This is a genomic window from Paraburkholderia sp. RAU2J (genome assembly GCF_003634845.1).
Classification (GTDB): Bacteria; Pseudomonadota; Gammaproteobacteria; order Burkholderiales; family Burkholderiaceae; genus Paraburkholderia; species Paraburkholderia fynbosensis.
This window is the reverse complement of the sequence record NZ_RBXG01000002.1, coordinates 1,082,237-1,103,779: the sequence shown is the minus strand read 5'-3', so window position 1 is coordinate 1,103,779 and position 21,543 is coordinate 1,082,237. Positions and strand designations below refer to the sequence as shown.

Sequence of the window (21,543 nt, the reverse complement as noted above, 5' to 3'; positions counted from 1 at the left end):
TCCGCACAGCGGAGCCCGTTTCGTTTGCGCCGCCGCATAAAACCACATCACGCGTCACATCGGCTAAGATCGTGCGGTCGCGGCGCCGCGAAGCGGCCCGCCTTGGCCCCGCCACGAAGCACGCTTTCATACTGTAATCAACGACATAGCGCGGCGCGCCCGATTGGGCCGCGGCTTTCGGAAACCATGCAAACCCAAACCCATCCGCTGATTGCGCCGACGCTCGGCACCGCCCGCAACCTGACGAGTTTTCACTACGGTCCCGGCGGCGGGCAGAAGATTTACATCCAGTCCTCGCTGCACGCCGACGAATTGCCCGGCATGCTGGTGTCGTGGGAACTGCGCCGCAAGCTTGCCGCGCTAGAAGCCGCCGGCAAGCTGCGCGGCGAAGTCGTGGTCGTGCCGGTGGCCAATCCGATCGGCCTGAACCAGCACTTTCTCGGCCATCTGACCGGCCGTTTCGAAACCAACACCGCGCAGAACTTCAACCGCAATTTCCACGATCTGTCGGCACTGGTGCAACCGGTCATCGAGTCGCGCCTGACCGACAACGTCGACGCGAACCGCACCGCGATCCGCGCGGCGATGCGCGAAGCGCTCGACGCACAGCAGCCGACCACCGAACTCGCGTCGCAACGTCTCGCGCTGCAAAAGCTCTCATACGACGCGGACGTAGTGCTCGATCTGCATTGCGACTGGGAAGCCGCGATGCACCTGTACACGAACCCGGACCTGTGGGCCGAAGTCGAGCCGCTCGCGTGCTACCTCGACGCGAAGGCGTCGCTGCTCGCGCTCAACTCGGTGGGCAATCCGTTCGACGAAATCCACAGCTTCTGCTGGTCCGATCTGCGCGGCCGTTACGGCGACCGCTTCCCGATTCCGAACGGCTCGATCTCGGTCACCGTCGAACTGCGCGGCCAGCGCGAGGTGTCGTACGAGTACGCTGAAAAAGACGCGCAGGCGATCATCGACTACCTGACCTCGCGTGGCGTGATCGACGGCAAGGCCGCCCCGCTGCCACCGCTTGAATTCGCCGCCACGCCGCTTGCGGGCGCCGAGCCGCTCGTCGCGCCACAAAGCGGCGTGCTGGTGTATCGCTGCGAAGTGGGCACGTGGGTGGACGTCGGCCATGAAATCGCGGATATCGTCGATCCGTTGACGGACCGCGTGGTCACGGTGAAGAGCAGCGTGGCCGGCGTGCTCTACGCGCGGCACACCACACGCTTTGCGACGGCCGGGCTGGAATTCGCGCGGATTGCCGGCGCGAAGGCGTTCAGGAGCGGTTCGTTGTTGAGCAATTGAGCGTCACTGCGGCGCGGCTGATGTTGCACCAGCCGCTCGCCGCTACGCGTTGCGGTCTCTGTCCGAACGTCGAGCAGCAAAGCAGATCGCCCGCTATTTCAGTGGGCGATCCGCGTTTGCGCAGCGTGCCAGGTACCGCTCAGAACGCCGGAATGATCGCGCCTTTGAACTGCGTGTCGATGTACTTGCGCACCTCGTCGGACTCGTATGCCGCGACGAGTTTCTTCACCCACGGCTGATTGCGATCCTGCACGCGCACCGCGATCAGATTCGCGTACGGACCTTTGATGTCCTCGATGGCGATGGCGTCTTTCGTCGGCTGCAGGCCGGCTTTGACCGCGTAGTCGGTATTGATCGACGCCGCATCCAGATCGTCGAGCGCGCGCGGCAGTTGCGCGGCGTCGAGTTCGACCAGCTTGAGCTTCTTCGGATTCTCGACCACGTCGAGGCAAATTCGACGAAAGGCTGAATGAAGCCGCATCGTCGCACGCCGCCACGGCGCCGGAAAACCAATCGTTTTTCACACGCATATATCCGCGCTTCGAGCAAAGCTTATACAGGCGCTGCCTCGCGCGATTTCACCTTGCGAAGCCATGCCTGTGTCGCGCCGACACGACAGATCAAAAAAATAACGGCAGTGTCACATACCTTACTCAGCGTTCCCTTAAATTTCGGGCCAGCGCATGACCTGACCCAAGAGCCGGGCATCGCGATCGCCTAATTTTTAATCGGAGAAAGTCTTGAACAAGAAAGTATTGACCGCCGCTACGCTCGCCGTCTTCGCTACCGCCGCTCACGCGCAAAGCAGCGTCACACTGTACGGGTTGATCGACGCAGGTATCAGCTATGTGAACAACTCGAAGTCGGGCACCGGCAGCGACAAGCTCTTCAAGTACGACGACGGCGTGGCGCAAGGCAGCCGTTGGGGCCTGCGCGGCACGGAAGATCTTGGTGGCGGCCTGAAGGCGCTGTTCGTGTTGGAAAACGGCTTTAACAGCGGCAACGGCACGCTCGGCCAGGGCGGCGCGATGTTCGGCCGTCAGGCTTATGTCGGTCTGTCGCAGAACAACGTCGGCTCGCTGACGTTCGGTCGCCAGTACTCGTTTTCCACCGACTACCTCGGCGGCAACTACTCGACCGGCGGCCAGACCGTCGCGGGTAACTACGCTTATCACATCAACGACGTCGACCAGTTGACGTCGAGCCGTATCAACAACTCGGTCAAGTTCAGCAGCGCGAACTTCTCGGGCCTGACGTTCGGCGCGATGTACGGCTTCTCGAACCAGGCTGGCGGCTTCGCCGGCTCGCCGGCCACGGGCACGGCCGGTGCAACGGTTGCAGGTTCGTCGCGCGCTTACAGCTTCGGCGCGAACTACGCCAACGGCCCGTTCGGTCTGGGCGTTGCGTACACGGACATCCGCTACCCGGGCCAGGCATCGCCGGCCTTCTCGACTTCGCTGGCTAACGTGACGTTCCCGACGCTCGGCAGCGGTCAGATCCAGGACCTGCGCACCGTCGGCGTTGGCGGCCGTTACGCGATCGGCGCAGCGACGCTGTGGGCGTTGTATACGAACACGCGTCTCGCACCGATCTCCGGTGAGTCGACCACGTTCGCCGCGTACGAAGCAGGCGCGAAGTACGCGTTCACGCCGGCTATCACGGCAGGCGCTGGCTACACGTACATGCACCTGAGCGGCGCGAACACGGGTCACTGGAACCAGGTGAACCTGAGCGCCGACTACGCGCTCTCCAAGCGCACGGACGTGTACGCACTGGGTATCTATCAGATCGCGTCGGGCCACAACGGCACGCAGGATCTGCAAGCGCAGATTGGTTCGAGCACGAGCTACTTCAACACGTCGGGCACGGGCGCGGACAACCAGCTGGCATTCCGTGTCGGTATCCGTCACAAGTTCTAAGCGGGTCTTTGACGGCGGGGACCGCATGCGTTCCTTGCCGTGCGGATTCGGAGCTTCTGGAAAACGCCCTGCGGGGCGTTTTTCTTTTTGCGTTTGCCGTCGCCCACGATGCGGGCTCGCGCAGCGCTCACCCGCTCAATCCAGAAGCGCGGGGTTATCGATCGCCCCGGTCAACAGCTCGACAAACGCCTGCACCACACGCGGCAGAACGCGGCCCGCCATCGTCTGAATCTGCAGCGAGCGCTGGTGCAGTTCAGGATTGCTGATCGGTATCGCGGCGAGCCCATCCACTTCCAGCCGGCTGCGCACGGTCAGAAAACCCGTCACCGTGACGGCATCGGTCTGCAGCACGAAGCTTTGCAGCGCCGCATGATAGTTGCTGACGAACACCGGATCGAACACGAGGCCTTCCAGGCTGCACGAAATGTCGAACAGCTGGCGGATCGTCACGCCCTGGTTGTCGATCGCGAGCGGCCACGGCAGCAGGTCCGCGAGCGAAACGGACTCGCGCGCCGCGAGCGGATGATCACGCCGCACCAGCGCGAAAATCGGCGCGCGCTGCGAGTACACCACGTTGATGTCCGGCTCCGGCGCAATGCTGAAACACACCGCGATATCGGTAGTGCCGTCGCGCACGCGCTGCGTCGCCAGCGACGGCGCGGACACCTCGAGTTGAAAATGCGTGGCCGGGTGCGTCTTCAGAAAACGCGCGAAAACCTGCGGCAGGAAATGCGGCGCGACGCCCTCTGAACTCGCGACGCGAATCGTCGCGCGGCCCCCATTGCTCAGCCCGCGAATTTCCTCGGTGACGCGCTCCGCGTCGAGCAGGCTGCGCCGTGCGTGCTCGGCGAGCAGACGCCCGGCGTCGCTCAACACCATGCCGCGCGGGCGTCGCTCGAACAGCGCCGTGCCGACGTCCTCCTCGAGCTTTGCGATCTGTCTGCTGAGCGCCGACACGGCGACGTACAGACGCCCCGACGCTTTGCTCAGCGAACCGCTGCGCGCCACCTCCAGAAAGTAGCGCAGCGCGGTGTTGTCCAACTGGCTCATGGCTTTTCCGCTTTGCCGTTTCGGCAACGATATCTGCCAAATATTGTAATTGTCCACAAATATCGTCCACCCCAAGATCGCGACATCGCTTCGAATCCAGCGCTCGCGCTCGCGCCGCGCCCCACCGGAGAACAACGTTGACCCGTGACTCGGCTATTCAACATGCGACGGAGCAGTACGATTCCGGCCGCTTTCTCGATGACCTCCAGCGCCGCGTCGCTTTCCGCACGGAAAGCCAGGAAGCCGACAGCGGCGAACGCCTGCGCGCCTATCTGAGCGATGAAATCACGCCGACGCTGACGCAATGGGGCTTCACATGCCGCATCGCCGAGAATCCGGTGGCGGGCGCGGGGCCGTTTCTGATCGCCCACCGCCACGAAGACGACGCGCTGCCGACCGTGCTGTCGTACGGCCACGGCGACGTGGTGCGCGGCTACGACGCGCAATGGCGCGAAGGCCTTGCGCCGTGGCGTGTCACCGTCGACGGCGAGCGCTGGTACGGGCGCGGCACGGCGGACAACAAAGGCCAGCACAGCATCAACCTGGCCGCCCTGAAAGCGGTGCTCGATACCCGCGACGGCAAGCTTGGTTTCAACCTGAAGCTGCTGTTCGAAACCGGCGAGGAAGTGGGCTCGCCGGGTCTTCACGAACTGTGCGCGCAGTTGCGCGAGGAACTCGCCGCCGACGTGCTGATCGCGTCCGACGGCCCGCGCCTAGCCGCGCGCCGCCCCACTGTCTTTCTCGGCTCGCGCGGCCTCGTGAACTTCCGGCTCGACGTGAAGCTGCGCGATGGCGGCCATCATTCCGGCAACTGGGGCGGCCTGTTGCGCAATCCCGGCGTAGTGCTCGCCAATGCGATCGCGTCGATGGTGGATACCAACGGCCGCGTGATGATCGAAGGACTGCGCCCGCCGCCGATGCCCGATGCGGTGCGCCGTGCGCTCGCCGGCCTCACGGTCGGCGGCAATCCAGGCGAGCCGACGGTGGATGCGGACTACGGCGAACCGGGCCTCACGCCGGCCGAGCGCGTGTTCGGCTGGAACAGCCTCGAAGTGCTCGCGTTTCGCACCGGCAATCCCGAGAAGCCGGTCAACGCGATTCCGCCGCACGCGTTCGCGCACCTGCAGATCCGTTTCGTGGTCGGCACCGACTGGCTGAATCTCGAACAGATCGTGCGCCGCCATCTCGACGAGCACGGCTTCGGCATGGTCGAGATCGACGTCGAGCGCGGCGTGCCCGCGACCCGCGTCGATCCCGACAACCCATGGGTGCAGTGGGCATTGCGCTCGCTGCAGCAAACCACCGGTAAGGAACCCGTGCTTTTACCGAACCTCGGCGGCACGCTGCCCAACGACGTGTTCGCCGACGTGCTCGGCATGCCGACCCTGTGGGTGCCGCACTCGTACCCCGGTTGCTCGCAGCATGCGCCGGACGAGCACCTGCTCGGCCCGGTGGTGCGCGAAGGATTGCGCATCATGTCAGGCCTCTTCTGGGACCTCGGCGTGCGCGATGCCGATGCCCCCAATAGCGCAGCCGCGCTTCCCACGCAACGCCGCCAGGGAGTTCCGTCATGAGCATCGATTCCGCCACCGTCGACGGCACGATCGCCGAACCCAAAGCGCGCTCGGGCGTATCGCGTCTGATCCTCGCGACGTCGATCGGCAACGCGCTCGAGTTCTACGACCTGATCGTGTACGGCTACTTCGCCACCACGTTGTCGCGGACCTTCTTCCCGGTCCACGACAAAACCGTGTCGCTGCTGCTCACGCTCGGCACCTTCGCGCTCTCTTATCTGGCGCGGCCGATCGGCGCGCTCGCGCTCGGCTCGTTCAGCGACCGCAAAGGCCGCAAGGCGTCACTCACGCTGTCGATCGGGTTGATGACGCTCGGCACCAGCATGGTCGCGCTAATGCCCTCGTATGCCGCAATCGGCCTGCTCGCGCCGATCGGCATTTTCGCTTCACGGTTATTGCAAGGCTTTTCGGCCGGTGGCGAGTTCGGCAGCTCGACGGCGTTTCTGATCGAGCATGCGCCGGCTCGCAAAGGCTTCATGGCGAGCTGGCAGTTCTCCAGCCAGGGCGCGAGCACACTGATCGCGTCCGCGTTCGGCGCGGTGCTGACCGGCGCGCTCACGCAATCGCAACTCGACGACTGGGGCTGGCGCATTCCGTTCCTGTTCGGCATGCTGATCGGGCCGGTCGGGCTCTACATTCGCCGCCGGATCGACGAAACGCCGGAGTTCGAACGCGCTGAGAAATCCGCCTCGCCGGTGCGCGAATTGCTGGCGACGCAAAAGGAACGTGTACTGGTCTCGATCGGCTCGCTCGTGCTCACGACCACGGCCAACTACATGCTGCTATACATGCCGACGTATGCGGCCCGGCAACTCGGTCTTGCGCCGTCGTCCGGCTTCATCGCGACACTGCTGGCCGGCTGCATCATGATGGTGTTGACGCCGATCGTCGGCCACTGGTCGGACAAGGTGGGCCGCATTCGCATCATGCTGGGCGCCGGCGTGCTGTTCTTCCTGACGGTCTATCCGGCGTTCATGTTCATGAACGCGCACCCGTCGCTGCCGACGCTGCTCGCCGCGGTCGTGTGGGTCGCCCTCCTGAAGGCCACCTACTTCGCGCCGATTCCCGCGTTGATGTCCGAACTCTTTCCGACCCGCACGCGTACCACCGGCATGGCGCTCGGCTATAACATCGGCACGACTGTATTCGGCGGCTTCACGCCGCTCGCCGTCGCGGCGCTGATCGCGGCGACCGGCAACAATCTCGCGCCCGGGCTTTATCTGATGCTCGCGGCCGTGATCAGCCTTTTCACTATCGTATGGGCCCGCGTTCGTCTGAATGCGCGTTGAACCGACAGGACTCTATTCATGCAAGAAGATTTGCAACAGGCAGTGCAGTTCGCAGTGGAACATGAATCGCTTTGGGACCGTCACGTCGACGGCGCGTGGGGTGTGCATGTGAACGATCCGCCGCCGTGGAACCGGCTGCTCGGTCCGGTGCATGATCGCGGCCCCGTGTCGGGCACGATCGCGGTGGACGGCCGCGTGTTGACCTCATGGGGCGAGCCCGATCGCGCCGATCTGACCTTCAGCGTCGCGAAGATGTACCTCGCGCTGCTCGCCGGCGTCGCGCACGATCGCGGTTTGCTGCCGGATGTGGACGAACCGGTGCGCGTGCGGGTGCCCGGCATCGGCTTCGACGACGACCACAACGCGGCCGTGACCTGGGCGCACCTCCTGCAGCAGACGAGCGAATGGCAAGGCACGTATTTCGGCCTGTCGGATCAGGCGGACCACTATCGCGCCGTCAATTTCGCTGCGCCGCCGGATGGCAAAAAGGGCGAGCTGCGTCCGCTGCAACGCCCCGGCACCTACTGGGAATACAACGACGTGCGCATCAACCAGCTTTCGCTGGCGCTGCTGCACCTGTTCCGGCAACCGCTGCCCGAGGTGTTCCGCGAAGCGATCATGCGCCCGGCCGGCGCGAGCGAAAACTGGCAATGGGTCGGCTACGACCATGCGTGGGTCGAGATCGACGGACGGCGCATGCAGTCCGTTCCGGGCGGCACGCACTGGGGCGGCGGCATGTCGGTCAGCGCGAACGATCAGTTGAAGGTCGCGCAGATGCTGCTGAACGACGGCGTGGTGAACGGCCGGCGGATTCTGTCCAGCGAGTGGATCGCGCGGATGCGTACGCCGTGCGCGATCGCGCCGTTTTACGGCTATCTGGTGTGGCTCAATACCGATCGCAAGGTTTTCCCGAGCGTGCCGGCGTCGAGCTATTTCGGTGTGGGCGCGGGCAGTTCATTTACGTGGATCGAGCCCGAGCGCGGGATGACGGTAATCGTGCGCTGGTTGAATCCGGCTGCGGCTAACGAGTTCTTCGGGCTCGTGCTCGATGCGGTGGATGCGATCTGTATCGAATGAGGTGACGGGTCTGCAATTTCACGCCGGCCGCGAAAAACCGCGGCCCGCGTGCCTGACTGGCAGCGGATAGAGAGCGGTCGCAGCCGGCCTTTCGTGAACACTGCGAAACGAGCACGCTTCGCGCTGCTGCCACGCCAACTCATTCGCGGCGCAATGCCGGCAAACCGTGCCGTATCCCGCATGCGTGCATTTCAATCAGCGTCTTTAGGCCTGATCGTGTACCTCAACATCCTCTCGCGCGACGCCGCGAGCAAGCGCGTCATCGCCTCCGACGCCGCCTCCGGTTGCCGCGCAACGATCCCGCTGCGCACCGCATCGTGCAGTTCGATATCTTCGCTGGGCCGCGCCGCCTGCCGCAACAGCATCTCGGACGACACGCGCAACGCCGCCTTGATCGCGCTGCCGATCGTAATGAACATGCCGTTCTGCGACATCGCGATGATCGCCATGTGAAACTCCAGCACCGCTTCACCCACCGCGCGCACGTCCGACTGCGCCGCGGGCGACGCATACGCATTCGCCAGCTCGCGGTAGCGGCGTTCGATCAACTGCAGATCTTCGTCGCTGCCATGGCGCGCCGCCAGAAAGCTCGCGCGCGGCTCGAAGCACAGCCGCATCTCGAAGATGTCCTCGACGATCTTCGAATCGAACTGCGCATTCAATCGCCACGCGAGCACGTCGCGGTCGAGCAGATTCCAGTCGGAGAACGGCAGCACACGAGTGCCAATTTTCGGCGTCACGTCGATCAGGCGCTTGCCGGTGAGCTGTTTGATCGCCTCACGAACAGTGGTACGACTCACGCGGTACTCGCTGCACAACTCGCTTTCGACGGGAAGCAGATCGCCCGGACTGAATTCGCCCGAGACGATCCGCATGCCGACGATTCTCGCGACCTGTGCCGTCATCGTACCGACGACGGGCTCACGCTCGAACATCACCCCTCCTTCGTAGACGCCCGCTTCGACCAACCTAGCCGCGCTTTGCCGCGGTCGTGACGATCACGTTCCACGAGCCCGGCTTCAGACGCGCGGTAATCTTCTCGCCATCGACGACCACGCGGGCGTTGGTCTCGGGTACGACCGTCAACGGCGCTTCGCGCGTGTTCACCGCTTTCATGTTCGCGTGATGAAGTTCGAGCGCGTGATCGAGCGTGCGTTCGGCGCCGAGGCCGCGCAACTCGATGTTCAGGTCCATCTCATCGGTCAGGTGCCGGTTCAATGCGAAGATCGTCGTGGTGCCGCTCGCCCGGTCGTCAACCACGGCCGCGCACAGGTAGGCGATCTCGGGGAAAGTCTCTGCCTCGTACGACGGCGACTCGATCACCGGCTTGAGCACGCGGCCGTGACCGAACTTCGACGCCTGCGCGAACGGATAGAAAATCGTCTGCCGCCACGCCGCACCGCCCGGCTCGGTCATGATCGGGCCGATCACGTTGACGAGTTGCGCCAGACAGGCGGTCTTCACGCGGTCGGCATTGTTCATCATCGTGATCAGCGCGCCGCCGACCAGCAGCGCGTCCTCGGCGTTGTAGACCTCCTCGATCAGGCGCGGCGCGCTCGGCCAGCCCGGCTTGCGCAGATCGTTGATCGAGCGCGCCTTGTACCAGACGTTCCATTCGTCGAACGACAGCATGATGCGTTTGGTCGAATGCTTGCGCGCGGCCACGCTGTCCGCCACGGCGACGATCTCCTTGATGAACAGGTCCATCACGTCGATGTTGCCGAAGAACTCCGCAGTGGAGTCGTGACGGTTTTCGAAGTACGTATGCAGCGAAATGAAGTCGACCTGATCGAAGCAGTGTTCGAGCACGCGGTCTTCCCACGCGCCGTAGGTCGCCATTTCATGGGTCGAGGATCCGCACGCCGCAAGCTGGATGGTGGGATCGACCGCGCGCATCAGCTTGGCTGTTTCGAGTGCGACGCGGCCGTATTCGTCGGCGGTCTTGCGGCCGATTTGCCACGGTCCGTCCATCTCGTTGCCGAGGCACCAGAACTTGATGTCGTGCGGCTTTTCGTAACCATGCTCGTGACGCAGATCCGAAAGCGCGGTGCCACCGGGATGATTGCAGTACTCGACGAAATGCCGCGCTTCGTCCGGTCCGCGTGTGCCAAGGTTGACCCCGTACATCGGCTCGATGTCGAGCTCGCGGCACCAGTCGATGAATTCATTGGTGCCGAACTGGTTGGTTTCGACCGAATACCAGGCGAGGTCGAGGCGCTTCGGCCGCTTCTCTTTCGGACCGACGCCGTCTTCCCAGTTGTAGCCCGACAGGAAGTTGCCGCCGGGATAGCGCACGATCGTGGGTCCGAGTTCGCGCGTCAGCTCCATCACGTCTTTGCGATAGCCACGCTCATCGGCTTCAGGGTGGCCCGGTTCGTAGATGCCGGTGTATACGCAGCGGCCCATATGTTCGACGAAGGTGCCGAACACGCGCCGGTCAAGATCCGAGACGACGAAATCGCGGTCGACGACGAGGCGGGAAGAGATCATGGTGAGAGGTCCTGTTGTGAGTGCGACGAGGCGCGCCGCCCGATGCGGCGCGCTGGCTGACATGTTCGGGTGCCGTGCGGCAACTACCTGGACAACAGCTTGTTGACGCGGTCTTGCGCGTCCTTCTGAACTGCGGGAATCGGCTTGCCGGAGGTCAGCATGTTGCTGACCTCGCTGCCGACAATCTCCTGAATCGCGAACTGGCGCGGCACCGTGTTCGGCAGCGAATAGCCCGTCGACGAGATTTCCTTGATCGACGAACGATGCGGCAGCGCATTGAATGCCGCGCTATCGATGACGGACTCGCGCGCCGGCAGATGCCCGGTGCGCGCCCAGTCGGCGTCGTGGTCGTAGAGGAACTTGAGGAACACGAACGCGGCGTGGCGGGTCTTGTCGTCCTTTGCGCCGCCCTTGAGCATGACCCACGAATGGCCGTCGGCCCACACCGCCTTCTTCTGGAACAGGTTTGGGAACGGCACGACGTCGTAGCCATTGTTGGCGAGCGGCGAATCCGACTTCTTCGACAGGTTGGTCAGGTCTTCGATCACCCAGGTCCCGCAGATCAGCACGCCGGCCTTGCCGTTCATGAACGCCTGGTTCGATGCGCCGTAGTCGAGATTCGGCGTGATATCACCCGCCTTCATCAGACCGTCGAGCAGTTGCAGTGCGTTCGTCACGGGCTTGCCCTGCAGATCGATCTTCGTCGGTCCGGACGGAAACAGCGTGCCGTTCTGCTGATACACCATCGTGTACAGCGAACGCGTCTGCGCGGCGCTCTCGTTCGCAATCGGCATCGTGATGTACGGCAGGCCGGTCTTGTCCTTGAACTGCTTCGCCTGTTTGAGCAGTTCTTCGGGCGTGGTCGGCAGGATCGGCTTGCCGCTCGCGTCGACCAGGCCCGCTTTCTTGAACAGATTGACGTTGATGTGCCAGAGCCATGAATGCGTGTCGAACGGCAACGCATAGGTCTTATCGCCGAACGTGACGCCACGCTGCGCGTGCCCCGTGAAGTCCTTCGTATCGACACCGACGGATTTGAAACCGTCGTCGAGCGGCTCGACGAGCTTGCGCTTCACGTAATCGCCGAGCACGGCTTCGTGCATCACCGAAATGGTCGGCACATCACGGCTCAGAATGCGCGCGTCGATCTGCGTATAGTAAGGATTCCATTCGATGATCTGCGGCTTGACGACGATGTCTTCCTTGTTCGTCGCATTGAACTGGTTGACCAGCGTCGTGATGATGCCGCACTCGCCCGCTGCTTTGCTCACGTCGTTCACATTGCCGTATTCAGCGTCGCAGGCGCCAAAGAAACGCGATAGCGTAATTTCGGTTTTGGCCTGTGCCGGCGCCGTCAGGCAGGCCGTTAGACTCAGCAAGGCGAGCGAAAGCGCACCGCGCACGAGCGATCTTTTCATCGTTGTCTCCTATGTCGATATTGAGCCGCGTCTTTTCCGAACGACTGCGCGGCTGCCGGGTGGTCAATGGCGTGACAGGTTGTGTTTCGCCAAGCTCGACTAACGCACCGTGGTGCCCGCCACCGCCGCCACGATGTACTTCTGGAAGAACAGATACAGCACGAAGATCGGCAGACCGGCGAACACCGCTTGCGCCATCAGATAACCAATCCCCTCGGACTGCGCGAAATTGCCCTGTGTCGATGCGAGGCCAATGGTCAGCGTGTACATCTCCGGCTTCGATGCCGACACGAGCGGCCACAGGTAGTCGTTCCACGCGCTGAGAAACGTGAAGATCGCGAGCGTCGCCTGCGCCGGAATCGACAGCGGCAGCACGATGCGCCAGAACACCTTGAAGCGCGACGCGTTGTCGAGCAACGCCGCTTCCTCGATATCGATGGGCACCGCCTTGAAGTACTGCGTCATCAGATACACGCCGAACGGCGACGCGAGGCGCGGCAGAATCAGCGCGCCATAGGTGTTGTGCCAGTCGAGCGACGCGAAGATGCTGTGCAGCGGAATCACGAGCGCCTGTTCGGGAACCGCGAGTCCGGCGAGGCAGATCACATACAGCCAGCGCTTGCCCGGAAAGTTCGTGCGCGCGAAGCCGTAACCCGCGAGCGAAGCGATGACGAGCGTCAGGAACGTCTGGCCCAGCGCGACGATCACGCTATTGATCAACCAGCCGCCCACCGCCGACGTGCCGATGATGCTCGTATAGTTCTGCAGCGTGAACGGCGGCGAGAACAGCACATCCGTATGTTGCTGAAGGAACGCGTTCGGCTTGAATGAAAGCGCGAACACCCATACGAGCGGCGCGATCCAGACGAGCGCGAGCAGCACGACGGCGCCGAGCATCACACGCTCGCCGAAATGGCCCGCGAGCGAACCGCGCGAGCGTTGTTCGGCAGAAGGACTCGGGGCGGACTTGAGTGCGGTGGTGCTCATGCGGAATCCTTTCTGCGAACGATCCATGCCTGCGCGGCGATGCCCAGCAGCATCAATGCGAACAGCACCTGAGCCGCGGCAGCCGAGTAGCCGAACAGCCATTGACGGAAGCCGGATTCGTAGATGAACTGCACCAGCGGACGCGATGCGTTGTTCGGACCGCCGTCGGTCAGCAGTTGCGCCTGACCGAATAGCTGGAACTGGAACACCGCTTCGATCACCGCGACCAGCGCGACGGTGCGCCGGATCGACGGCAGCGTGATCGACGCGAAGGTGCGCCAGCGCGTTGCGCTATCGAGCGCGGCCGCTTCGTACAGCTCCTGCGGAATCTGTTGAAGCGCGGCGAGAAACAGCATCATCGGCAGGCCGACGATCCACCATACGGTGACGATCGCGATCATCGGCAGCGCGGTGGCTTCGTGCACGAGCGGCACGTACTCGGGAAGGTTCAGCGCGTGGCTCACATCGGCGAGCAGCCCGTGGCCGGGCATCAACACGAGCTTCCAGACCAGCGTGACGATCGTGACCGACAGCACCGACGAGCCGAAGAAAATCGCCCGCAATGCCGCGCAAAACCGGCCCGGCCGGTTGAGCACGAGCGCGAGTGCGAGACCCAGCGCGACGAACATCGGCACCGTCACGAACACGAAGTAAAACGTGTTGCGCACGGCGCCGCGAAAGATCGGATCGGCCGCGAGGTCGACGTAATTCTTGATGCCGATGAACTCACTCGTGCCGGCGAGCAGATCGACGTTCTGCAGGCTCAGCCACCAGCCGTAGCCGAGCGGCACGACCAGCAGCAACACGTAGACGACCACGAACGGCAGCACGAACAGACCGTTCGACCAGGACGCGAGGGGATTGCTGAAACGGCGTTGCCGCGTCTTCGGCAAACCGGCCGTCAGCGAACGCTCAGCCGCCATGATGCGCCGTCCCGCTTGCGTCGAACAGATGCAGATGGGCGGCGTCTATGCTCATACGGAGCGGGTCGCCGGCCTGCAGTTCGTACTCGCGTGGGATCTCGATCACGATCAGCTGATTGCTCGCGAGACTCACGTGTGCGAGCGAACGATCGCCGAGCCGTTCGATGAATTCGGCGCGGCCGCCGAGCGGACCGTTCGCGTCGATCACCACGTGCTCGGCGCGAACGCCGAGCGTGAGCTGGCCCGACGGCAAACTGCCGGCCGCGATAGTGGTGGGAATGACGACGTTGTCAACCGGCAGGCGCACGAGCAGACGGCCGCCGTTATCGCTCGCGGGTTCGACGTCGATAAAGTTCATGGCCGGCGCGCCGATGAATCCCGCGACGAAGCGCGTGGCCGGACGCCGGTATATGTCGAGTGGCGCACCGATCTGCTCGATGCGCCCGCGATTCATCACGACGATGCGCGTAGCGAGCGTCATCGCTTCGATCTGGTCGTGCGTGACGAAGATCATTGTCGAACTCAGACGGCGATGGATGCGCGCAAGCTCGACTCTCGTGCGGGTGCGCAGCGACGCATCGAGGTTCGACAACGGCTCGTCGAACAGGAATGCTTCGGGCTCCTTGACCACCGCGCGACCGATCGCCACCCGCTGACGCTGACCACCCGACAATTGCGCGGGACGACGCTTGAGCAGCGCATCGAGTTCGAGCATGCGGGCCGCTTCGGTAATGCGCCGTTCGATCTCACTCGTGGCGACACCCGTATTGCGCAGTCCGAACGCCATGTTGTCGTAGACCGTCATGTGCGGATAGAGCGCGTAGTGCTGGAACACCATCGCGACGTCGCGCCTCGCCGGCGGCAGGTTCGTGACCTCGCGGCCGCCGATGCTGATCTGCCCTTCGCTGACGTTTTCGAGTCCGGCGATCATGCGCAGCAGAGTCGACTTGCCGCAGCCGGAGGGGCCTAGAAAGACGAGGAATTCGCCTTCGTGGATATTGAGGTCGAGACCCGTGATCACTTCCGTCTCGCCATACCGCTTTGTCACGCCGTTGAGCTGAATGCCCGTCACCGCGCCTCCTTGGGTTATGTCCCGGAACTGCTGTCTCTGTCTGCTTTGATATTATGAAAATATAGTAAGGTAGCCTGATTGGAAACGTCCAATCCCTGTTTCGATATCGAGGTATTCAGGTTTCGGTATGCGCATGCGTATTGGATCGCACTGCGATACTTTGATCTCGGTTTGATGACGCTGATGAGGGTGACGAGCGCCGCGCCGACATTGGCTGTCAAGCGAATTGAAAAGAATCGGCAAGGGCTCACGAGCCCACACGCTTGAATAGCCGATCAAGCGATGGCGAGGCGGGCTCTTTTATATTTCTTCTTACGGCGCGCGAGGCGCGTGCAACGCCGAGCGCACGACGAAGGTAATCACAACCGCAAACACCAGCGTCGCGGCGAGAAAGTACAGGCCGGCGGCGAGACTGCCGGTTGCATCCTTGATGAGACCGATTCCGTACGGCCCCAGATAGCCGCCGAGATTGGCGAGCGAATTGATCGTCGCAATACCGACGGCGGCACTCGCGCCGGTCAGGAACTGGCCCGGCAACGCCCACACCACTGCCTGAATCGAATACAGCGAAAACGCCGTCAGGCAAATGAAGATGAATTGCAGCAGCGGCGCTTGCGCCCACGCGCTGGCCGCCATCGTCACGGCCGCGAGAGCGGATACGACGACGATGTGCCAGTAACGCTCGCCCTGACGATCCGAATGACGCGGCACCAGATAAAGACCCACTACGGCGAACAGATACGGCACCGCCGACAGCAGACCCGTGGTCGAATCGCTGACGCCGAATGCCTTGATGATGGTCGGCAGCCACAACGACAATCCGTAGATGCTCAACGGAAACGGCAGAAACAGCAGCGCCAGCAGCAGCACGCGTTTGTCCTTCAGCGCGGCGAGCGGATTGCGATGCGATTCGAGCGCGTAGGACGCGTGATCGGAGACCAGTTCCCGTTCGATCCACGCGCGATCCGCCGACGCGAGCCAGTGCGCACGGGCGGGTGATTCCGGCAAAAGACGCAGCGTGGGCCAACACAAAAGCACGGCCGGCAATCCGCTCAGCACGAACAGGATCTGCCAGTTCGACAGACCGAACGCGCCATGCGTCGACAACACCATGCCCGCAATCGGCCCGGTCACGATGCCGGCGATGGGCTGCGCCAGCACGAGCAGCCCGATGATGCGCGCGCGGTGCCGCATCGGAAACCATTTGGTCAGGAAGTAGAGAATGCCGGGATAAAGGCCCGCCTCCGCGGCGCCCAGCAGAAAACGCAATGCGTAGAAGCTCCGCGGCCCTTCCACGAGCGACATCGCCATCGTGATGACGCCCCACGTGAACAGGATGCGCGCGAACCACACGCGTGCGCCGAAGCGTTCCAACGCGAGATTGCTCGGCACTTCGCACAGAAAATAGCCAATGAAGAACAGACCCGCGCCGAGGCCATAAGCCGCGTCGCTCAGACCGATCGCCGCATTCATGTGCAGCTTCGCGAAGCCGACCACCGAGCGGTCGATATAGGCAACCACGTAAATCAACGCGAGAAACGGAATCAGTCTGCGCGTCAGCATCCCGACGATGCGTTGCTCGTCGCCCTGCTCCACATGCGAAGGCGCATCAACCTGCTGCGCGCCGGCCGGCTTGGTGCTCATTGCACTGTCTCCATCGATTAGGGTTGTGTCGTGTGGATGCGCGGCGCAGCTTGCGCGTCCGTGGGCGCCATGCGCCGGACAGCAGTGCGCCGCGATGGCGCGAGCGCGCGCGACTGTAGCGTCGCTGCGCGCGGACCGCGCTTGGTACGCGTGAAACTCGGGGTTCTGATCAGACCGCGCGTAACCGCCGCCTGGCGGTTACACGGCTAACTCCACTCAAGTCGACATGCGTCGCCGAGCCTATGACGTCAGTGTGAATGCCGCGGCACGGCAGCACCGCGGCAACCGACGAGGAAATCGAGGTCGCACCCTTCGTCGGCCTGCAGCACGTGATCGACATAAAGGCGCTGATAGCCGCCGCCATTCGGCGCCTGCGGCGGTACGTGTTGCGCCATGCGGCGCTCCAGTTCCGCGTCGCTGATATCCAGATGCAGCGTGCCGGCATCGCAATCGAGCTCGATCCAGTCGCCGTCCTGCACGGCGGCGAGCGGGCCGCCCGCAGCCGCTTCCGGCGTCACATGCAACACCACCGTGCCATAAGCAGTACCGCTCATGCGCGCGTCTGAAATCCGCACCATGTCCTTCACGCCCTGGCGCAGCAGCTTCGGCGGCAGTCCCATGTTGCCCACTTCGGCCATGCCCGGATAACCCTTCGGGCCGCAGTTCTTCATCACCATGACGGAATTGGCGTCGACGTCGAGATCTTCGTCGACGATGCGCGTCTTGTAGTGCTCGAGGTTTTCGAACACCACCGCGCGTCCGCGATGCTTGAGCAGACCAGGCGTGGCCGCCGACGGCTTGAGCACCGCACCGCGCGGCGCGAGATTGCCGCGCAGCACACGAATGCCGCCATCGGCGACGAGCGGGTTGTCGAGCTGGCGGATGACTTCGTCGTTGGTGTTGGGCGCATCCTTGACGTTGTCCCACAGCGATTTGCCGTTCACGGTCAGCGCGCCCGGATGCGGCAGCAGGTCCGCTTCACCGAGCCGGCGCAGCACCGCCGGCAGACCGCCCGCGTAATAAAACTCTTCCATCAGGAAACGGCCCGACGGCATCAGGTCGACGATGGTCGGCGTGTCGCGGCCGACGCGCACCCAGTCGTCGAGTTCGAGATCGACGCCGATGCGGCCGGCAATCGCCTTCAAATGAATCACCGCATTGGTCGAGCCGCCGATCGCAGCATTGGTGCGAATCGCGTTCATGAAGGCCTCACGCGTCAGGATCTTCGACAGCTTGAGGTCTTCGTGCGCCATCTGAACGATACGGATTCCTGACATATGGGCGAGCACATAGCGGCGCGAATCGACTGCCGGAATCGCCGCGTTGTGCGGCAGCGACGTGCCGAGCGCTTCGGCCATGCACGCCATCGTCGAGGCCGTGCCCATCGTGTTGCACGTGCCCGCGGAGCGCGACATGCCGGCTTCGGCCGAGAGGAACTGATGCAGGTCGATCTCGCCCGCCTTCAGCGATTCGTGCAGTTGCCATACCGCGGTGCCCGAGCCGATGTTCTTGCCGTCGAGCTTGCCGTTCAGCATCGGACCGCCGGTGACGACGATCGCCGGCACGTCGCAGCTCGCCGCGCCCATCAGCAGCGCGGGCGTGGTCTTGTCGCAACCGGTGAGGAGCACGACCGCGTCGATCGGATTGCCGCGGATCGCTTCCTCGACGTCCATCGCCGCGAGATTGCGCGTGAGCATCGCGGTCGGACGCAGGTTCGATTCGCCGTTCGAAAACACCGGGAACTCGACCGGGAAACCGCCCGCTTCGTAGACGCCACGCTTCACGTGCTCGGCGATCTTGCGAAAGTGCGCGTTGCACGGCGTGAGCTCCGACCACGTGTTGCAGATGCCGATAACCGGACGGCCGTCGAATTCGTGATCGGGGATGCCCTGGTTCTTCATCCAGCTTCGATACATGAAGCCGTTCTTGTCGGCTGTGCCGAACCATTCAGCCGAACGCAATTTCCGCTTATTTTCCGACATGCCTATTTCCTTGATGCACGTGCCGGGGCACAGCACCGGCCAGTTGACCGAACCGGCGCCGCGCGGCCGGCGGGATGACGATTAAGCGGCTGGCGACCGCGCGTTCCGCGCCGCCACGGGCTACGCAAAGCTCTGGAATGCGGATCACGGAAGGCTGCCGCTCAATTTATGGGACTGCTGAAGTGTACGGAGCGGGGCGATATCTTTCCAATCAAATTTTTGGCGGTATTGATATCAGTTTTGGTATCGGATGGCGCGGATGTGCGTGGGCTGGGCGTCCCGTGAAGGTGTGGCGCAGATAGACGCTGAACTCGCGGTCGCCGCAATGGATCCGCCTCTAACGAAGCCCACCGGGACGCCTCTAGGGTATCAGTGAAAAAGCGGCAGCGCGAGAAACAGCTTGATCACGATCGCGTTGACGATGTCCATGAAAAACGCCCCGGTTAGCGGCACAATCAGGAACGCGATATGGGAATGGCCAAAGCGGTTGGTAATCGCCTGCATGTTGGCGATGGCGGTAGGCGTCGCACCCATTCCCAGGCCGCAATGCGCGGCGCTCAGGACCACCGCGTCGTAGTTGCGCCCCATCACCGGGAACGTGAGGAACACGGCATACAGCGCCATCAGCAGCGTCTGCGCAGCGAGGATCACGATGACCGGTACCGCGAGCGCCGCGAGTGCCCACAGGTCGAGTCTCATCAGCGCCATTGCCAGGAACAACGCGAGACTGACATTGCCCACGAGCGCGACCGCATGCTGATCGAGTTGCACCCGCACGAGCGACAGCCCATTGTTCAATAGCACGCCGACGAACAGCACGCAGACGAACGTAGGCAATTCGAAAATGGTCCCGGCCAGCCACTCGGCCACCATTTCGCCCACGGTCAGACACACGGAGATCAACGCGAGCGTCGTGATGATCGCAGCGGGCGTGGTCGGCTGCTGGGCTTTGGGCTCTTCGAAGACCAGCGTCTCGTTCTCGCGATCGGAAATAGACAGCCTTTCGTCGTCGCCGATTCGACGCATGAGCAGGCGTGCAATCGGGCCGCCGAGCACCCCGCCGATCACGAGCCCGAACGTCGCGCAGCCGATGGCGATTTCCGTGGCCGAGTTCAGCCCATGATGCTCGGCGAAGACCTGACTCCATGCGGCGCCCGTGCCGTGGCCACCCGACAGCGTAATCGATCCGCCGAGCAGTCCGAAGAGCGGATCGACGCCGAGCGCGAAGGCCAGCAGCACACCGACCACGTTCTGCAGTATGAGCAGTCCGCCGACCAGCGCGAGAAATCGGATCAGCACGGGGCCGCCCGCCTTCAGGCTGGAAATGTGCGCATTCAGACCGATGGTCGAGAAGAACGCGAGCATGAGCGGGACCTGCAGCACGGGTTCGAAGCGCACTTCGATACGCGTCGTGAGGCGTATCAACAATACGCTGACGGCAACGATGAGCCCGCCGGCCACCGGTGCGGGAATCGAGTAGGTGCGCAGCACGGCAATCCACTGAATCAGCTTCTCGCCGAGAAGCAGGACAAGCGAGGTGGCAACCAGAGTGCCGTATACGCCGATATTCAGAATGACCTCCGAGCGGAAGCGCAATCACGTTTTATCCCTTGGGCGTGACGCCGTGGCAGTATCGGGCCGACTCGGGATTGCGCGAGCAAAAGACGACCGCCGGCCTGGGCAGGCGAGCGGACTATTGTCTATTCACGTACGGGCACATCGGCAACCATGCTTCATCTTAGCCAATCCGCCAGGCCACGATAGAAATTGCCTTGACCCGCTACAGTCCGGACATCATGTCGCGTCACTGCTCGCGTTGAGCGACGCGCTGCTTCTGAGCACTCCGCTTTGCAGCCGCGCGCAGATGCGCGATTTTCTCCGATCCCGCATCCGCTCCTGCAAGTTAGCCGACGTTATTGACAGGGCATACGGTGCATCCGCGCGCCGGGACCATTCGCCGCAGTCTGCTCGGAATTATGGCGATCAGTTATGGCTCCCGCTTTCTCATAATTTTTCCCAATTGCGCGCGCCCGACTGCTGCGCATTACTTGCCGCAATGGACATCAGCCTCTCGGTCGCCCAACGTTCCGCTGCGATCATGGGGGAGGTCCAGCGGGAACGTGAGGATTGCGGCAGGCCTCGCATCGTTCCGTCTGTCGAACATGCACGTGAGTCAATGCTGGCGCGCGCACAACGCTGTCCAGGTGAGCGTGCATCAGCAAACGGCCTGAATTACTGGGTACTGCGCCTGCTCGACGCCGACTGGCTTCGCCACCACTTTCCACAAAGCCGCTTGACCCCCGTCCCATCGGTGAAGGCCGATCGCGACTGGATTTCCCAGTCCGCCACTGCCGATACACAGGATGACAGGACAAAGACATATCGCTGGAGGCTGATTACTCAGAGCGTCGCCGGACGAAGGGCGGCTGTGAGGGACGGCACATGGTTTGAGGCCGAGCGTTGTGAATATTTCAACCTCCGTGCAGATTCGCTTGTGCGTCCGCGCGACCAGACGGTACTCCGGAGGGCATTGATAAGCACGCCGGCTGTCGCTCACCATGCCGAGGCCTTACGTATGGCGTTAAAAACGACACTTGACGACGAGGCGTGCGTGCAGGTGACCGTCGCTTGGCTCGCGGCACTGGCCGGCATTACCGTGCGGATGGCACGAAATACACTACGGGAGGACCGCACGCTTGCACTCGAAATCCGGTCTGCAAGGCATAGGCGATTCAATGCAAGCCATCAAGAAGCTCGTCTGCGAGCTCAGTGAATGGAAGGAAGCACCGGTAATGGAACATATGGAACACAAGTCC

Annotated in this window: 16 protein-coding genes and 1 pseudogene; 6 read left to right on the top strand and 11 right to left on the bottom strand. The window is 63.1% G+C overall.

What is annotated here, in order from left to right:
- Positions 1-186: 186 nt before the first annotated feature.
- On the top strand, positions 187-1,302 hold the full coding sequence (locus tag B0G69_RS22405; protein ID WP_121321103.1) for a succinylglutamate desuccinylase/aspartoacylase family protein: 1,116 nt from the start codon (positions 187-189) through the stop codon (positions 1,300-1,302).
- A gap of 139 nt (positions 1,303-1,441) precedes the next feature.
- Here B0G69_RS22405 and B0G69_RS22400 read toward each other — a convergent pair.
- Positions 1,442-1,750 (bottom strand): annotated as a pseudogene (locus B0G69_RS22400) (MetQ/NlpA family ABC transporter substrate-binding protein); the annotation flags it as partial.
- A gap of 292 nt (positions 1,751-2,042) precedes the next feature.
- Between B0G69_RS22400 and B0G69_RS22395 the strand changes: the two are divergent.
- Positions 2,043-3,221, top strand: a complete 1,179-nt coding sequence (locus tag B0G69_RS22395; RefSeq protein ID WP_121321101.1) for a porin — start codon at positions 2,043-2,045, stop codon at positions 3,219-3,221.
- A 135-nt stretch (positions 3,222-3,356) separates the two neighbouring features.
- Here the strand turns inward: B0G69_RS22395 and B0G69_RS22390 are convergent, their stop codons facing one another.
- Positions 3,357-4,262, bottom strand: coding sequence for a LysR substrate-binding domain-containing protein (locus tag B0G69_RS22390; RefSeq protein WP_121323824.1), 906 nt, complete (start codon positions 4,260-4,262; stop codon positions 3,357-3,359).
- A 146-nt stretch (positions 4,263-4,408) separates the two neighbouring features.
- Between B0G69_RS22390 and B0G69_RS22385 the strand changes: the two genes are divergently transcribed.
- From B0G69_RS22385 to B0G69_RS22375, 3 genes are read left to right on the top strand one after another with little or no spacing between them, the layout of a single operon-like run.
- Positions 4,409-5,845, top strand: coding sequence for a M20 family metallopeptidase (locus tag B0G69_RS22385; protein WP_121321099.1), 1,437 nt, complete (start codon positions 4,409-4,411; stop codon positions 5,843-5,845).
- Positions 5,842-7,134, top strand: a complete 1,293-nt coding sequence (locus B0G69_RS22380) for an MFS transporter (protein ID WP_121321097.1) — start codon at positions 5,842-5,844, stop codon at positions 7,132-7,134. The genes B0G69_RS22385 and B0G69_RS22380 overlap by 4 nt, the downstream gene beginning before the upstream one ends.
- Positions 7,135-7,152: 18 nt before the next feature.
- Positions 7,153-8,211: a serine hydrolase gene (locus tag B0G69_RS22375; protein WP_121321095.1), complete on the top strand. Its 1,059-nt coding sequence runs from the start codon at positions 7,153-7,155 to the stop codon at positions 8,209-8,211.
- Positions 8,212-8,402: 191 nt separating this feature from the next.
- Here B0G69_RS22375 and B0G69_RS22370 read toward each other — a convergent pair whose 3' ends face one another.
- From B0G69_RS22370 to gltS, 9 genes are all read right to left on the bottom strand, one after another.
- Positions 8,403-9,146: a FadR/GntR family transcriptional regulator gene (locus B0G69_RS22370; RefSeq protein WP_121321093.1), complete on the bottom strand. Its 744-nt coding sequence runs from the start codon at positions 9,144-9,146 to the stop codon at positions 8,403-8,405.
- A 34-nt stretch (positions 9,147-9,180) separates the two neighbouring features.
- Positions 9,181-10,701, bottom strand: coding sequence for an alpha-N-arabinofuranosidase (locus B0G69_RS22365; RefSeq protein ID WP_121321091.1), 1,521 nt, complete (start codon positions 10,699-10,701; stop codon positions 9,181-9,183).
- A gap of 83 nt (positions 10,702-10,784) precedes the next feature.
- Positions 10,785-12,119, bottom strand: a complete 1,335-nt coding sequence (locus B0G69_RS22360; protein WP_121321089.1) for an extracellular solute-binding protein — start codon at positions 12,117-12,119, stop codon at positions 10,785-10,787.
- 99 nt (positions 12,120-12,218) lie between these two features.
- Positions 12,219-13,106 (bottom strand): carbohydrate ABC transporter permease, encoded by an 888-nt coding sequence (locus B0G69_RS22355; RefSeq protein WP_121321087.1) that lies wholly within the window; start codon positions 13,104-13,106, stop codon positions 12,219-12,221.
- On the bottom strand, positions 13,103-14,029 hold the full coding sequence (locus B0G69_RS22350; RefSeq protein ID WP_121321085.1) for a sugar ABC transporter permease: 927 nt from the start codon (positions 14,027-14,029) through the stop codon (positions 13,103-13,105). Before B0G69_RS22350 ends, B0G69_RS22355 begins: the two co-directional genes overlap by 4 nt.
- Positions 14,019-15,101: a sn-glycerol-3-phosphate ABC transporter ATP-binding protein UgpC gene (gene ugpC, locus B0G69_RS22345; RefSeq protein ID WP_121321083.1), complete on the bottom strand. Its 1,083-nt coding sequence runs from the start codon at positions 15,099-15,101 to the stop codon at positions 14,019-14,021. Before ugpC ends, B0G69_RS22350 begins: the two co-directional genes overlap by 11 nt.
- 312 nt (positions 15,102-15,413) lie before the next feature.
- Positions 15,414-16,745, bottom strand: a complete 1,332-nt coding sequence (locus B0G69_RS22340; RefSeq protein ID WP_121321081.1) for an MFS transporter — start codon at positions 16,743-16,745, stop codon at positions 15,414-15,416.
- Positions 16,746-16,993: 248 nt separating this feature from the next.
- On the bottom strand, positions 16,994-18,727 hold the full coding sequence (locus B0G69_RS22335) for an IlvD/Edd family dehydratase (protein WP_121321080.1): 1,734 nt from the start codon (positions 18,725-18,727) through the stop codon (positions 16,994-16,996).
- A gap of 369 nt (positions 18,728-19,096) precedes the next feature.
- Positions 19,097-20,299 carry a sodium/glutamate symporter gene (gene gltS, locus B0G69_RS22330; RefSeq protein WP_121323823.1) on the bottom strand — a complete coding sequence of 401 codons (1,203 nt, stop codon included), beginning with the start codon at positions 20,297-20,299 and terminating at the stop codon, positions 19,097-19,099.
- Between the two features lie 292 nt (positions 20,300-20,591).
- Between gltS and B0G69_RS22325 the strand changes: the two genes are divergently transcribed.
- Complete coding sequence (locus tag B0G69_RS22325; RefSeq protein ID WP_147440757.1) at positions 20,592-21,500, top strand: hypothetical protein; 909 nt, start codon at positions 20,592-20,594, stop codon at positions 21,498-21,500.
- Positions 21,501-21,543 lie beyond the last annotated feature (43 nt).

Excerpts from the sequence above, each read along its gene's own strand:
- B0G69_RS22405 (WP_121321103.1), top strand. The coding sequence starts at position 187 with ATGCAAACCCAAACCCATCCGCTGATTGCGCCGACGCTCGGCACCGCC.
- B0G69_RS22380 (WP_121321097.1), top strand. The coding sequence starts at position 5,842 with ATGAGCATCGATTCCGCCACCGTCGACGGCACGATCGCCGAACCCAAA.
- B0G69_RS22375 (WP_121321095.1), top strand. The coding sequence starts at position 7,153 with ATGCAAGAAGATTTGCAACAGGCAGTGCAGTTCGCAGTGGAACATGAA.
- B0G69_RS22370 (WP_121321093.1), bottom strand. The coding sequence starts at position 9,146 with ATGTTCGAGCGTGAGCCCGTCGTCGGTACGATGACGGCACAGGTCGCG.
- B0G69_RS22365 (WP_121321091.1), bottom strand. The coding sequence starts at position 10,701 with ATGATCTCTTCCCGCCTCGTCGTCGACCGCGATTTCGTCGTCTCGGAT.
- B0G69_RS22360 (WP_121321089.1), bottom strand. The coding sequence starts at position 12,119 with ATGAAAAGATCGCTCGTGCGCGGTGCGCTTTCGCTCGCCTTGCTGAGT.
- B0G69_RS22355 (WP_121321087.1), bottom strand. The coding sequence starts at position 13,106 with ATGAGCACCACCGCACTCAAGTCCGCCCCGAGTCCTTCTGCCGAACAA.
- B0G69_RS22350 (WP_121321085.1), bottom strand. The coding sequence starts at position 14,029 with ATGGCGGCTGAGCGTTCGCTGACGGCCGGTTTGCCGAAGACGCGGCAA.
- B0G69_RS22340 (WP_121321081.1), bottom strand. The coding sequence starts at position 16,745 with ATGAGCACCAAGCCGGCCGGCGCGCAGCAGGTTGATGCGCCTTCGCAT.
- B0G69_RS22335 (WP_121321080.1), bottom strand. The coding sequence starts at position 18,727 with ATGTCGGAAAATAAGCGGAAATTGCGTTCGGCTGAATGGTTCGGCACA.
- B0G69_RS22325 (WP_147440757.1), top strand. The coding sequence starts at position 20,592 with ATGCGCGATTTTCTCCGATCCCGCATCCGCTCCTGCAAGTTAGCCGAC.